This is a genomic window from uncultured Tateyamaria sp. (genome assembly GCF_947503705.1).
Taxonomy (GTDB): Bacteria; Pseudomonadota; Alphaproteobacteria; order Rhodobacterales; family Rhodobacteraceae; genus Tateyamaria.
Map to the genome: position 1 here is coordinate 48,727 of NZ_CANNES010000011.1, position 14,576 is coordinate 63,302.

12 protein-coding genes are annotated in these 14,576 nt (G+C 59.9%); 5 read left to right on the top strand and 7 right to left on the bottom strand.

Annotated elements, in window-relative coordinates; translation table 11 throughout:
• Nucleotides 1–8 precede the first annotated feature (8 nt).
• The gene (locus Q1A44_RS18885) at nt 9–812 is read left to right on the top strand and encodes a phosphotransferase (protein WP_299628408.1); all 804 of its coding nucleotides are present in this window, start codon (nt 9–11) and stop codon (nt 810–812) included.
• Between the two features lie 96 nt (nt 813–908).
• Here the strand turns inward: Q1A44_RS18885 and Q1A44_RS18890 are convergent, their stop codons facing one another.
• From Q1A44_RS18890 to Q1A44_RS18900, 3 genes are all read right to left on the bottom strand, one after another.
• Entirely contained in the window at nt 909–1,991 is a 1,083-nt protein-coding gene (locus Q1A44_RS18890) for an FAD-dependent monooxygenase (protein WP_299628410.1), read from the bottom strand.
• Complete coding sequence (locus tag Q1A44_RS18895) at nt 1,991–3,931, bottom strand: LodA/GoxA family CTQ-dependent oxidase (protein WP_299628412.1); 1,941 nt, start codon at nt 3,929–3,931, stop codon at nt 1,991–1,993. The genes Q1A44_RS18890 and Q1A44_RS18895 overlap by 1 nt, the downstream gene beginning before the upstream one ends.
• 128 nt (nt 3,932–4,059) lie before the next feature.
• A complete protein-coding gene (locus Q1A44_RS18900) occupies nt 4,060–4,821 on the bottom strand; it encodes an IclR family transcriptional regulator C-terminal domain-containing protein (RefSeq protein ID WP_299628415.1) in 762 nt (253 codons plus the stop codon).
• Between the two features lie 70 nt (nt 4,822–4,891).
• On the opposite strand from Q1A44_RS18900, the gene Q1A44_RS18905 reads away from it, so the two are divergent.
• The 4 genes from Q1A44_RS18905 (at nt 4,892) to Q1A44_RS18920 (ending at nt 7,840) form a co-directional block, all read left to right on the top strand.
• Nucleotides 4,892–6,250 carry a selenium-binding family protein gene (locus tag Q1A44_RS18905; protein WP_299628417.1) on the top strand — a complete coding sequence of 453 codons (1,359 nt, stop codon included), beginning with the start codon at nt 4,892–4,894 and terminating at the stop codon, nt 6,248–6,250.
• Entirely contained in the window at nt 6,247–6,615 is a 369-nt protein-coding gene (locus Q1A44_RS18910; RefSeq protein WP_299628420.1) for a 2Fe-2S iron-sulfur cluster-binding protein, read from the top strand. The genes Q1A44_RS18905 and Q1A44_RS18910 overlap by 4 nt, the downstream gene beginning before the upstream one ends.
• A 3-nt stretch (nt 6,616–6,618) precedes the next feature.
• Nucleotides 6,619–7,083, top strand: a complete 465-nt coding sequence (locus tag Q1A44_RS18915; protein ID WP_299628423.1) for a CoA-binding protein — start codon at nt 6,619–6,621, stop codon at nt 7,081–7,083.
• 130 nt (nt 7,084–7,213) lie between these two features.
• Entirely contained in the window at nt 7,214–7,840 is a 627-nt protein-coding gene (locus Q1A44_RS18920; RefSeq protein WP_299628426.1) for a TetR/AcrR family transcriptional regulator, read from the top strand.
• Here Q1A44_RS18920 and cysG read toward each other — a convergent pair.
• The 4 genes from cysG to nirB are packed head-to-tail and all read right to left on the bottom strand — an operon-like array spanning nt 7,837 to nt 14,575.
• Entirely contained in the window at nt 7,837–9,222 is a 1,386-nt protein-coding gene (cysG, locus tag Q1A44_RS18925; protein WP_299628429.1) for a siroheme synthase CysG, read from the bottom strand. The two genes, Q1A44_RS18920 and cysG, sit on opposite strands and share 4 nt — an antisense overlap.
• A gap of 12 nt (nt 9,223–9,234) precedes the next feature.
• Nucleotides 9,235–11,811, bottom strand: a complete 2,577-nt coding sequence (locus tag Q1A44_RS18930; protein WP_299628432.1) for a nitrate reductase — start codon at nt 11,809–11,811, stop codon at nt 9,235–9,237.
• On the bottom strand, nt 11,808–12,143 hold the full coding sequence (gene nirD, locus Q1A44_RS18935) for a nitrite reductase small subunit NirD (RefSeq protein WP_299628434.1): 336 nt from the start codon (nt 12,141–12,143) through the stop codon (nt 11,808–11,810). Before nirD ends, Q1A44_RS18930 begins: the two co-directional genes overlap by 4 nt.
• Nucleotides 12,140–14,575, bottom strand: coding sequence for a nitrite reductase large subunit NirB (nirB, locus tag Q1A44_RS18940; protein WP_299628436.1), 2,436 nt, complete (start codon nt 14,573–14,575; stop codon nt 12,140–12,142). Before nirB ends, nirD begins: the two co-directional genes overlap by 4 nt.
• Nucleotide 14,576 lies beyond the last annotated feature (1 nt).

A 14,576-nucleotide genomic window follows, 5' to 3' on the forward strand; every position in this document is an offset into this window, starting at 1 on the left:
CCTGACGCATGTCACGCACAACCAAGATCGCCGAAGGAAGCTTTGCCGTTGTTTATGACATCGGCGCGTCCCAGGTGTTGAAACGTTTCAAGGATAGAACTTCGGCGGACGCGGTCCGCTACGAAGCGATGATGTCCTCACATGCGTGTGACGCAGGCATACCCACGCCCGCAATTCGCGCGGCCGATCCCGAGGGCGGGACCCTGACCTTTGACAAGATCGACGGCCCGACCCTTGTGAATGTTGTCAAAGACAAACCCTGGACAGTCTTTTGGGCCGCGCGTGAAATGGCGCGTCTTTTTGCCCGCATCCACCGGGTGGATGCCAATGCGTTTGGCGCCAAAAGCTTGCAAGATCAGATTGCCGCACAAATTCAGAGTAACGACGAAATTCCGAGCAGGGTTCAAGGGGGGCTACTGGCGGCACTGACAGCCATGGCGTCAATGCCGCGTTTGTGCCACTTCGACTTTCATCCCGAAAACGTCATGGTAGATGACAAGGGTATTCAAGTCATAGATTGGGGCGCTGCAAAGCAGGGGCATCCGATGCTCGACATCACCCAAACCGTTGTTATGAACCGGGTGGATCGGATATTGCAGGACCCGGGCAATCCGCCGGTCATTGTCGTCATGTTGCTGCGCAAACTCTATATTGAAGCCTTCCTGTGCTTTTATGCGCGGTTTTCGGAGGACTTTACGTATCGCCAGGTCAGACGCGACGTTGCCAGGCTTACCAAGCCCATTGCTGCGGCCCGGCTGGCCAGTGCAAAACCTTACGAGACCGTAAAACTGAAACGGATACTTGGGCGCTGAGGGATTGTTGGCTTTTCTTTCTCCGATTTTGTAGGGCGGCGTAGGCGGATGGCTTGGCATCCAACCGGGAAAACCACCGATTGCTCCACCTCCAAGCTATTGCGCAGCGACCGTTCTGCACTGCGCATCAGACGATTTGTGCCCAGACGCAGGAAAACCTGCACGCGTTTTCCAGAAATCCGTTTCGTAAGGGAGAGCCGCATATTGAAGGTGTGTCATGCCAAAGGTCCGCTCGGCCGTTCGGGACGAAAGTGCCTCGTAGACCATTGGCGCATCTGGGTCTCCCGCGATGGCATCTGCTGCCGCGTTTCCGGCAAAGAAACCGCCCGACAGCGCGTTGAACAGCCCTTGTGAGGCGATGGGGTCAAAGGCGGCCGCCGCGTCGCCTGTGGCCAGCCATCCGTCGCCGCACATGCGGTCCAGCACAGCGTTGCAGCCATCCATTAGGCGCGGTGCATGGGCGGTATCCAACGTCATCAGCTTGGTCTCCGTGCAGGCCTCTGCCAGAAAAGCGCCAGGTGTGCGAGCGATGTCTTTTGCGCGCTGGGCCGTTGTCATGAACCCGAACGTGCCGCCCGTGTTGTGCGGTACGGCATACCACCAGCCGTCGGGTGCAGCCTGGGCCAGCATACGGGTCTCGCCTGTTCCGCTTGATTGCCAGGTCACTGCCACCAGATCGGCGTCGCGCAGCATTCTTGCCCCATGCTTGCGCGCAATCGCGGCAGGCCGCCCAGTTGCATCAATGAGGAACCCGGCGGTAATGCTGGATTGACCGCTGAGGCCGACCTGCCAGGCACCGTTGGCCCTGTCATGCGATGTTATCCGGGCCGTGACCAGCGTGACGCCGGCATCCCGTGCCCGTTGCCGCATTACGGCGGAAAGCTCTTGTCGGTTCACGCCCCAACCATGCAAACCCAGACCCGGATGCGCCCCGTGCGATTGCAGGGCGGCGCGCCCCCAGGCACTGATCACATCCGTGATCCGCACTGCATCGACCAGCACAGTACTCAGGCCCAACCGCTCAAGAATGGCGGCAGCACCCTGTGGCAACAACTCGGCGCGTGGCGCGCTAGAACCTCCCGCTGCATCGACAACCGTTGCGCTTAACCCGCGTTCGGCCAAAGCAATGGCGGCGGCGAGCCCGGCAGGCCCACCGCCCGCGATCACGACGTCCGGCATCAGACCTCGCCGCGGTCCATGCGGGGATAGTCACGCTCAAGGATCGCCTCGTCATCAGGCTCATGTTCGGCGGCATGCAGCAGAGCCAGTTCTTCGAGGGAAAGCGCCACGATATCATGGGCCAGCTTCAGGGTTGGGTCGCCCTTGGTAAACTTCCGCGACCGGCCCGTTTCCACAAAACATGGATCAGGCAGGCCCGACTCTTCGGGAGGTGTATGGGCCTCGACCAGACCCGTCATCCACCACTTGTGCACCATATTGTCGATCCGGGCGGCATAGCCTGTGCTTTGCAAATCGCGCAGCCAAAAACGGCGGTTGCTGAAATGGCGCTGCGCTTGCAGAGGGGCGAGCCCCGGTGTGGTCGCAATGCGGTAGGCCTCGATCGGGAGGACCTGATTGGGTACACGCGCGCCCCAGAAACTGGGAGAGCTGAGGTAAAGGCTCGGCTCGTATACGAGGCCTGAATTGCACGAGGCCTCATCGGTTTGCCAGGGCACCCCCATCCAGCGGGTCAGACTGCCGGCACCAGTCTCGCCCCACGGACCGTCATAGGCCAGCGCATCTTCGCGGCTGAGGTAGGGGCCATAATCCTGGCGCACCGCCTCGCCCTCGGGCAGAGGGCGCAAGCGGTAGGGCACGTCCGGGTTCCACAAGGACGCCAGACGCATGGGCCAGGTCAGCTCGATCCCCGGATGGAAAGGACCACCCAGACATTCGTGCAGCGCCGCACGGTCCAGCTCGCGGGGCTGATCGGCCACGGGGATATCGTCGAAACTGGGAATGTCGGGAAAACCTACCCAATCGGGTTCAAAGCGGCCATGGGCCCAGTTTTCAAGGTGATCAAATTGGGTCTTGGTCAGGAACAGATCCTCGCGGGCGCGGTTTACATAGGTGCCGTCGGGGTACTGATCGCCATAGGTGTCACCGTAAAACGGGGGCAGGGCGGCAGGATCAAGCGCTTGGGTGTTGCTGTCACGGAAAAGCTTGAAAACCGCGTGGCGGTAGGCCTCTCCTTCGGGCGTCGGATCGTTCATCAGCGCGATCACTGCAGGGTCGCGGGCATCCAATGGCGTGCCTTGCCCGGCCAACATCATGATACCCTCATTGACCCATTGGTGCCCTGTCATCCGGTCAAACATGGGCCAGATGTCACGGGTAAAGCTGGTGTCCTTGGGCAGATCAAGCGTCCCTTGCCGCCCAAACAGGTCGCGTACGACATCGTCCATGGTGATCATGCCAAAGAGGCCCGGGCCAAAGTTAGGCGGGGCGACGATCACATGGGCAGGCGTCGCCTCAAAGGTCTCGCCGTCAATGCTGACCGAGGCGCGCACAGGGCCATCGCAAGTGTCATCATGCCAGCCATCATTGTTGGCAAAGGTAGTGGGTTTGGCCTCCTTGTCCTTGGGCTGGGACAAGCCGTGGCCACCAAAGAACAGCAAACGACCATCTTCATCTGTGCGCAGTTCACCCAAGTACACCGGATTGCCGTAATACAGACCATCGTTAAAAGGCTCGACCGTCATGTTGCGGCCTGTGATCTGGCGGCCGGTAGGTCTGATGCTCAACGCCTCACGGTCGGCACCCTGGACGTCCGCGTTGCGCCGCGGCGGGGCAAAAACCTGACCGGCAGGCAGGTCCATTGCGTGCAGAAATTCATACCATCCGGCCTTGAGGTTGGCGACTTCGACGCGCCAGTTGATTTGCGCTTCGTGGCCAGTGATCTCGCGAACTTCGCCGGATTTCAGGGTCGCATAGATGCGAAAGCGGGCCACCTGGCGCTTTATATGACCTTTCTTGTTGCGGTATCCGTCACTGTCTTGGGGCGTTTCGCCGATGACTTCGGGGGCCAGGAAATACTCATCGGCCCCTTCTGCGTTCCCGACACGGGCTACGCCGATAGCGGGGTGAATAGCAACACTTTCAATCTCATCGGCACGCATAATGGTTCTCCTTAAATGGCATTTGGGATCAAATTTTCTCTGTCTCGCTGCAACAGAATCAAACCTTACCCTCACGTCAACGACGAGCAAACACGTTTTACGAGAATTTCGCGGGGCGGAAACCCGGGTTAACCCGTTTTGCCTGTGGCGGTGGGCGCGTTCCATCCCAGGTCAGTGGCCAGGCCATGTGCGATCCAGGCAATTTGTGGCCCAATCTTGGCACGAAAGGCAGGTGTAAACACCCGTACCGATCCGGTTGCACCGATCGACATCGTGGCGCCCGGGCCATTTGGCGCAAGTGGGGCTGCCACCGAACACATGCCGCGCTCGATCTCTTCCACGCATTCCGCGAAGCCGCGGGCGCGGATATTTGCAAGCTCAACTTCCAAGTCCTTAACAGACGTGAGCGTATGTTCGGTATAGGCGCGCAGCTGGCCCGCCAGGTCGCGCGTCAGAAACCCATCGGGAGCAAATGCGGCGACAGCCTTGGAACATGAACAGGCATGAAGCGGTCGTTTGCCCAAGCCGGGATGAAGATAGGAAACCCCTGTCTCCGGCGTTTCGACATGAATGATTTCGACCGATTTGCCGCGCATCCGCGACAGGAAAAACGCGGTGCCATGTATGGCAGCGGCCTGTTTCAGTGCGGGCGCAATGACCTCGAGCAGGGCTTCATCGGACTGGTTGCTTTGCGTGATGCGCCGCAGACGCGCACCGATGGTGAACTGGCCACGCCCCACAGGCTCAAGCAAGCCCGCGCCGACCAGGTCCTGAACCAATCGATAGGCAGATGGTTTGGGCAGGTCCGAATGGGCACAGATTTCGGCCACAGTCGCCATGCCCTTCTGCCCGACCACTTCAAGGATATGGGTGAGCCGTTCGAGGTGCATATTTTTACCTTGTGAGAATCTGAATATCAAATTACGAGAATAGGAATATGATCGCAAGGGAGGATCGGTGATGATGGACGGCGCATGTTGTGGCCCGGGCTATGCCAGCCCGGCCGAAGCCATCAAGGCCCCCCGCGAAAAGCTGCTTTATACCATTGCCATCTACACGGGCACCGGGATTCAAAAACCCGACTATCTGGCCACGGTCGATGCCGATCCCGACAGCCCGACCTATTCCCAAGTAATCCACCGGCTGGAAATGCCCGGCATCGGGGATGAGTTGCACCATATGGGTTGGAACGCCTGTTCGTCTTGTCACGATGATGCAGGGATGAGCCGGAAATACTTGCTGGTGCCCGGCGTGCGGTCCAACAATATCCACGTGATCGATACGGCCACCGACCCTTTTGCGCCGCGCCTGCACAAAGTGATCGACGGGGCCGAGATCAAATCCAAAACCAACCTTAGCGGGCCGCACACGGTGCACTGCCTCGGCTCCGAGATCATCATTTCCTTTCTGGGAGATGCGCGGGGCGAGGCGCCGGGCGGTTATCTGCACTTAAACAAGGATTTCGAGATAGTCGGCCGTTGGGAAGAGACCATGGGCGACATCCCGTTCAGCTATGATTTCTGGTATCAGCCACGCCACAACGTCATGGTCAGTTCAGAATGGGCGGCGCCCAATACGTTCATGCCAGGTTTTGACCTTGAGGAAGTGGGGCACCTGAAATATGGCCGCCGCCTGCACATCTGGGATTTCGAGGCACGTAAACCGGTTGAGACGATGTACCTCGGCGAGGATGGGTTGATCCCACTTGAGGTGAAATTCCTGCACGATCCCGACAGCAGCCACGGCTTTTGTGGCGCAGCGCTTAGCGCCAATGTGATCCACTTCTGGAAGTCCGAGGCGGGCAAATGGGAGTGGGAAAAGATCATCGACATCGAGAACGAGCCGCATCCCGAATGGCCCATCCCTGTCCCGGGCGTCATGTCTGCGATCCTTGTTTCCATGGACGACAAATACCTCTACCTCAACAACTGGCTGCACGGTGACATGCGCCAATACAACATCGAGGATCCGCACAATCCGGTGCTGACGGGGCAGGTCTGGATGGGGGGGCTTTTGGGCAAGGCGCCGGAGGTCAACGGTGTCAAGGTTGCTGGTGGACCGCAGATGTACCAGCTGAGCCTTGATGGCAAACGGCTCTATGTCACGACCTCGCTCTTTTCGACTTGGGACAATCAGTTTTATCCCGAAATTCGGACCCAAGGCGGCGTTATGCTGATGATTGACTGCGACGTGGAAAATGGCGGGATGAGCATCAATAAGGATTTCATCGTCGACTTTGGCCAGGAACCCAACGGACCTAGCCGTTGCCACGAAACTCGCTATCCCGGCGGTGACTGCACCAGCGACATCTGGCTGTGACCGAGACGCGGATCATAACCCTTGCCAACCGCGATGGGGCGACCCACGTGGTAGATGCGCGCCGTCCCTTGCTGGATAGCTTGCGCGAACAGGGGGTTGATCTGCCCTATGGCTGCAAGTACGGCGGCTGCATCACTTGTGCTGCAAAACTGACCCAAGGTACGGTTGATCAACGCCGTCAGGTTGCGCTGAACAATCGGCAAATCAGTACCGGGTACGTCTTGTTATGCGTGGCCCGGGCGATCACCGATTGCACGCTGGAGATCGGTGTCGAAAGCCATGACAAACTCTATCGCAACCCTTTCCTCGACCCATTGGAACCGCACGAATTGAAAGCCGATATCGCCACTCCGAAGGAGGCCTGAGCCATGCCCGCAACTGCATTGGATGATCTCTATGACTACGACCCGGCATACCTGGCCGACATCCTGAAATCGGTCAAGACGATCGCCATGGTCGGGGCCAGTGCGGATAAGACCAAGTTCAGTTATGGGGTGCTGCGGGTCCTGCATGAGACGGGTTACGATATGATCCCGGTAAACCCGAACCCTGCGCTCAAGGAGATCCGGGGCATCCCGGCCTATCATTCCTTACACGCCATTGATCGTCCCGTCGACATGGTCGAGGTTTTCCGACCCAAAGAGGAACTCTATGCCATCACCGAACAAGCCATTGCCATCGGGGCCAAGGTGCTTTGGGGTCAAATCGGGGTCTACGATGATGCCGCCGCCAAGTTGGCCGAGGATGCGGGGCTGAAAGTTGTGATGAACCGCTGTCCCAAGATCGAGCTTTTTCGCCCTTTCTGGAAACCTCGGCTGGACTTAGCGATCTAAAGACGGGAGTTTTCGGCGCATACACGCCTCGGTAGGCCGTTGGCTGTCGGGTCAGGTTCGGTCATATTGATGTGGCACCCCGAGAACCACCGACACTTTTGTCTGCAAAGGCGGGGCACTATTGGACCCGATGACAAAAGACATCAACAAACGCCGCCGTCGCAAAGACGCCCGCCCCAGCGAGATCATCGCGGCCGCCTTCGGCGAGTTTGAAGACAAGGGATTTGGTGGCACGACACTTGGCAGCATAGCCGCGCGGGCCGGGATTTCGCGCACCACAATCTACCTTTATTTCGACACCAAGGAAGCGATATTCGAGGCCGCAATGCGAGGCTCTGTCGAACAGACCATCGACGCGGCTGCCATGGTTGTTCAGCAGGCTCATGGGGACTTTCGCACTGTCTTTTCCCATGTGGTGGATATGATTTATGCGCGCCTGGTAACGGGGGATGCGTCTGTCTTGCTGCGGGTTCTGGTTGCCGAAGGGCACGAAATGCAAAGCCTGGTGGCGCTTTATCGGCACGAGATTCTGAGCAAAGGTGAAAGCACAATCCGCGCCCTGATCGAACGGGGCATTGCGGCAGGTGAGCTTGCCGAAGAGGCGCGCAGCTATGATGTTCGGCTGCTGGTGTCTCCCGCAATTTTTGTAGCGATCTGGATGCGGGTCTTTGCGCAGGTTGAACCGCTTGAGGTTGACGCGTTCAAGGCCTCGCATATCAAACTGGTTTGCGACGCTTTGATCCAGTCCAAAGCCTAGACCGCCTGCAAATGCCCGCGCATTGACACAGGTTCATCCCGCAGCATGAGGGTGAGGATGGCAGGGCTGGTGATCCCGGCGCGTTCCAGCGAAGCGGTCAGTTCGTCGGCCCGGCATGTCTCGATCTTTTGATCTGGGCGTTGGGCGTTGGCCACGATCTGCACATCCACTAAGGCGGCCAAACCATCGGCACGCAGACGCGCCTCGATCTGGGGGGCTGCGGACACGCCCATATAGACAACAACGCGGCTGCGCTTTTGCAGAAAATGCATCCAGTCAGGGGTGGCATTATCCTCCGCCGTCTGGCCCGTGGTCAGCACAAGCGTGTCGTTGCGTCCCCGTTCCGTCAAAAAGCCGCCTGTGGCCGCCGCGGCCCCGCTGGCCGCCGTAACCCCGGGCACAATCTCATAGGTTACGCCCACAGCCTTCAACGCATCCGCCTCTTCGGCGCCGCGCGCAAAGATCCCCGGATCACCGCATTTCAGGCGCACGACACGTTCGCCCGCGAGGGCCGCCGCCACCAAGACGGCGTTGATTTTGTCCTGTGGCCAACTGTGACAACCAGGCGCTTTGCCCACGTAGACCCGGCGCGCATCGCGGCGCGCCAGTTCCAGCACTTGCGGATCAATCAGCCGGTCATAGAATATCACATCCGCCTCTTGCAGGCGTTTAACGCCGCGCAGGGTGATCAAGTCGCTGCTCCCCGGTCCGGCACCCACAAGGGCCACGGGGGCGGGGGCGGCCTCGGAAAATTCGCCCGTCGCAATCGCGTCTTTCAGCATCCGCGCTGCATGCTGTTCCGCACCGGCCTGATGTTGCGCCCGCACAGGGCCATTGAACACCCACCGCCACAGATCGCGGCGCATGCGCGGGCTGAGCCGTTGCGCGGCAAAGCTGCGTAAGCGGCCCGCGAGAGCGGCCAGATCGCCCAGGCGCGGCTCCAGCATATCTTCGACCTTGGTCTTGATTTGGCGGGCCAAGACCGGGGCCGTCCCTTCAGTGCCGATAGCCACGACCACTGGATCACGGTCTACAATGGATGGGGTGATCGCATCACACAGCTCCGGCTGATCCACCACGTTGACAGTGGCACCTGCGCATTTGGCGAGGGCGTGTAGGGCCGCATCCATCCCCGGGCAACCTGTTGCGACAAAGACGAGAGCGGTGTCCGCGAAATGGGCGGCTGTGATGGAGGTGGCGGTCCAGGTGATGCGACCCCGATCGGCCAAGTCCTGCAACTCCGCGTCAAGGCTTTGGGCGAGAACTTCGACCTGAGCATCGGTTTTGAGGATCAGGCGACACTTTTGCGCGGCCTGTTCGCCGCCGCCAACGATGACGACGCGGCGGTCGGTCATGGTCAGGAACATGGGAAAGGTTTTCATCAGCGGTCTCCGTTATTCAGCGGCGAGGGCTTGGGGGCTGGTTGCCAAGAGTGCCGCCAGTTCGGGTTTGCACGACCCGCAATTTGTGCCGGCCCCGGTGCAGGTGGCCAACTCGTCCAGTGTGGCGACCCCTTCGGCGATGGCGGTACGCAGCGTATTGATGCCCACGGACATGCAGGAACAGACGGTGGCACCGGGATCTGGGCGGCCGGGTTCGGGCAGGCCTGACAAGTCGATGATCCCCTGGCCCGGTGTTCCGATTTGGGAAATAACGTGGGTGCGCGACACCGCGACCGGGTCAGGTGCGATAAACAGCAACGCGCTTTGAACGCCGTTTGTGCGCAGCGCGAGACGGCGCAGGCCCGTCATCGGATCATCTAACTGCGTAACATCGCCTTCAAAGGGTCCAATCAACGCGCGCAGCATGTCTTCGGGCGCGTCAGCCTTTGTGTCACCGGCCAATTCGGCCTGCCAGCCAGTGCTTGTGCGTGCAACGGCACAATATGCGCCTTCGGGCATGATCTCAGAACGGGAGGCCAGAAACCCATACCATTTTGCATCAAACCGGGCAGCCGTGACGGTTGCGGCCTTGAGCGCAGGTTGCCCAGACACGGGATCGGTGCCGGTGTGCACAACCCCATTTACCCAACCCGACGCACTGCGCTGCCGCGTCCAGTGCATCGGGGCAAAGAGCTGGCCACGGGCCAATTTGGTCGAGAGCAGGGCACGGAAAACTCCGTGATCCTCACCTGCACTCAGGCGGATCAACATGGCTTCGGTCACCCCCAACGGCTCAGCGTCCCGAGGATGAATTTCGACGTAAGGCTCGGCCAGGTGATTGCCGAGGCGTGGGGCTTTGCCCGTGCGGGTCATGGTGTGCCACTGATCGCGAATGCGACCTGTGTTGAGGCGGAAACCGGTTGTTTCGGTGACCTCTGGTGCATGGACTGCGAGCATCCGCGCCTTGCCATCGGGGTGAAAGAACCCGCCATTTGCGAAAAAACGTGTGCTGTTCCGCGGCCATTGCGTCGGGATCAGAGCGGCATAATCCGCGTCGGCAAAGATGCTGAGGTCGAGGTCACGGCCAAAGCCCGCAGTAGCCGTCGACAGGGCCACATATTCCGCAAATATCTCGGCAGGGCCGTCAAAGGCAAACGCGTCGGCCCAGCCCATTCGCGCAGCCACATCGCTGATGATTTTCCAATCTGGTCGCGCTTGGCCGGGCGCGGGTAAAAAGGCGCGTTGCCGCGAAATCCGACGCTCTGAGTTGGTGACGGTTCCGTCCTTTTCGCCCCATCCTGTGGCGGGCAACAGCACGTCGGCCAGATCGCCGGTATCCGTGCGTGCCATGATGTCGGACACGACTGTAAAGGGTACGGCGGTGATGGCGTCGGCCACCTTGTTGGCCCCTGGCAGGCTGACCGCCGGATTGGTGGACATGACCCACAGCGCCTTGATCTTTCCATTCGCACAAGCCTCGAAGAGGTCAACAGCTTTGAGGCCTGCCGTGGTGCAGATTGTGGGGCTGTCCCAAAAACCTTGGACCGCATCGCGGTGATCCGCATTCTCGATGTCGAGGTGATTGGCCAACATATTGGCGAGGCCGCCCACTTCGCGGCCACCCATCGCATTGGGCTGGCCGGTGACGGAGAAGGGGCCGCAGCCGGGCTTGCCGATCCGGCCCGTGGCCAGATGACAATTCAGGATCGCATTGACCTTGTCCGCACCCGATGTGGATTGGTTCACGCCCTGCGAGTAGACGGTCACAACCTTTTGCGTGCCGGCCCACATCGTATAGAATTGGGCCAGATCATGTGCGGACAGACCGGTCTGCGTCGCGTCAGTGGCGGCGGCCGCAAAAAGTGCGCTTTCGAACCCGGCCACATGTGCATTCACGTAAGATCGATTTACGTGCCCGGCATCTGAGAGATGTGCGAGCAAGCCATTGAACAGGGCCACATCCCCGTCCGGCGCAATCTGTAGATGCAGATCGGCCAATTCGGTTGTTGCCGTGCGTCGGGGATCAATATTCACAACCCGCATCCCGGGACGTGCCGCCTTGGCTGCTGCGATGCGCTGATGCAGCACCGGATGGCACCAGGCAAGGTTGGAGCCGACAACCACGATCAAGTCTGCTTCTTCAAGGTCCTCATAAGTGCCCGGGACGGTATCGGTGCCAAAGGCACGTTTATGACCGGCAACTGATGACGCCATACAAAGCCTTGAATTCGTGTCAATATTGGCTGAACCGATAAAGCCTTTCATCAGCTTGTTGGCCACATAGTAATCTTCGGTCAACAGTTGACCTGACACGTAAAACGCCACGCTGTCAGGGCCGTGTTCGCGTATGGCCGCCTGAAACTGTGCCGCAACAAGGTCCAGCGCAGTCTCCCAATCCGTCTCTTGCCCACCAACAATTGGTGCCAGCAACCGGCCCGACAACTCAATAGTCTCTCCCAGTGCGGCCCCTTTAGAACACAAGCGCCCAAAGTTGGCCGGATGATCAGGATCGCCGGTCACCGTCCCATCAGCCGAGGCCAAAACCCCGCAACCCACCCCGCAATAGGGACATGTGGTGCGCGTTTTCATGCGACTTTGCGCGCCGCAAGAAAGGCCGCATCCAGTAGTATCCGGCCGTCTTCAATCCGCGCCGGGTAGGTCGTCACCTGACCCTCATCCGCGCCCTGCACGAGGCCCGTTTCCAGGGAAATCACCCAATTATGCAGCGGGCAGGTCACGGCGCTGCCGTGCACGATCCCTTCGGCCAGCGGCCCTTGCTTGTGAGGGCAGGCATTGTCGAGGGCAAAAACGTCATCTGCCGCCGTGCGAAACACCGCGACACAGCCCGCCCGCGTCTTGACCACTCGGGCCCCGCGCAGCGGAATGTCCTCGAGGGCGGCGATATCGATCCAGGCGCTCATTCTGCGGCCTCCAATGTCAGGTTGGCGACCGGCTGATAGGTGTCTGCCTGCTCTTGCGCATGTTCGGCCCAAGGGTCTTTTTGATAGACCGACTGGCTCAGATCAAAGCGGGCGATGAGAGCCTTGCGGTTTTCCACATTGTCAAAAACCTGTTCGCGGATCCAGTCGAGGCCCACCTTGGCCATAAACTTATAGATACGGTCCAGATACTTGGCGTTTTCGCGGTAAAGTTGGATGACCGCGATGGTCAGTTCCACCGCTTCGGCTTCGGAGGGCACTTGTGCCAGCGGTTCAATCTCCTTGAGGTCCATGCCTGCGGCCCCGCCGATGCCGACCTGAAACCCGCTGTCCACGCAAACAATGCCCACGTCCTTACACGTCGCCTCGGCACAATTGCGCGGGCATCCCGATACGCCCAGCTTGACCTTGTGCGGGGTCCAGGACCCCCACAACGCCTTTTCAAGACGAATGCCAAGGCCGGTGCTGTCTTGAGTGCCAAAGCGGCAATGATCCGTGCCGACACAAGTCTTCACCGTGCGCAGCCCTTTGGAGTAAGCGTGGCCCGATACCATGCCGGCGGCATTCAGATCGGCCCAGATGCTCGGCAAGTCCTCACCCCGCACACCCAACAGGTCGATGCGCTGACCTCCGGTGACCTTGACGGTCGGCACGTTGTACTTGTCAGCGGCGTCGGCAATCGCGCGCAACTCGTTCGCATTGGTGATGCCACCCCACATGCGGGGCACCACAGAAAACGTGCCATCTTTTTGGATGTTCGCGTGCTTGCGCTCGTTGATAAAACGGCTTTGCGGGTCGTCCAGATATTCCAACGGCCAATCCGCAATCAGATAATAGTTCAGGGCAGGGCGGCAGACGTGGCAACCATCGACGGTCTTCCACGCGCATTCCTGCCAGACGGCGGCCATTGACTTTAGTTCCTGCGATTTGATCATCCGGCGCACGTCTTCATGCGTCAGATCGGTACACCCACAGATCGGTTGCGCCGTGGGCAGCACAAAATCATCGCCCAAGGTCACGGCCAAAACCTGCTCGACCAACCCGGTGCAGGTCCCGCAGGACCCCGACGCTTTGGTCACCGCGCGGACCGCCCCCAGATCGGTGGCCCCGTCCGCAATCGCGTCTTGAATGGTCCCTTTACAAATGCCGTTGCAGCCACAGATTTCCGCGTCACGCGGTAAGGCTGCAACGGCTGCGAGCGGGTCCATGGGGGTGCCCCCCTGGTAAGCGGGGCCAAAGATCAGCGTTTCGCGCATCTCGGCGATGTCGGTCTTGTCGCGGATCAGGCCAAAGAACCAGTTGCTGTCGGCGGTATCGCCATACATCACGGCCCCAATGACTTTGTCGCCCTCAATCACCAGACGGCGATAGACGCCGCGCCCGGGATCGCGAAACACGATATCCTCGCGGCCCTCGCCATCGGCAAAGTCACCGGCCGAGAACAGATCGCAGCCGGTCACTTTCAGCTTGGTGCTGAGTTCTTTTTGGACAAAGGCAGCGTCCTCGCCCATCAGGGTCTGCGCCACGACCTTGGCTTGATCGTATAGCGGGGCCACCAGGCCAAAGACTGCCCCGTCATGTTCCACGCACTCGCCCACTGCCAGAATGTTTTCGTCAGAAGTGATCATCTGGTCATCCACATGGATGCCCCGGCCCACGGCCAGCCCGGCCGCTTTGGCCAGCGCCACATTGGGGCGGATGCCCACGGCCATGACCAAAAGATCGCAAGGCAACTCGGTGCCGTCGTCGAGTTTCAGGGCCCGCACTTTACCATCCTCGCCCAAGATCTCCTTGGAGTTGGCTTGGCACATAACGGTGATGCCCTTGTCGACCAAAGCCTTGCGCAGCAGGTATCCTGCTGCCTCGTCCAGTTGGCGTTCCATCAGGTGGCCCATGATATGGACAACGGTGACATCAACACCGCGTGCGGCCATGCCAGCGGCAGCCTCAAGGCCCAAGAGGCCTCCGCCGATCACGACAACCTTGTTGTCGGGGCCAAGGGACATCATCCGCTCGGTATCTTCCAGATCGCGGTAGGCAATTACGCCTTCCAGATCATGGCCGGGCAGGGGGATCATGAACGGGTCAGACCCTGTGCCAAAGATCAGCTTGTCGTAAGGCAGCACATCGCCATTTTCCGCCGTCACCGTCTTGGCCGCCCGGTTAATCGTCGTCACTCGTTCACCAAAGCGGCAGGTGACCCCATTGGTCCCGTACCAGTCGGCGTCGTGAGTCACGATCTCTTCATATGTTTTGTCGCCGGCCAACACAGGGGACAGCATGATGCGATTGTAGTTACCGCGCGGCTCTGCGTTGAACAGCGTCACGTTCACATCGGCACCTGCATCAAACAGGTGTTCCAGTGCGCGGCCTGTGGCCATGCCGGCCCCGATGACGATGATGTTCTGGGTCATG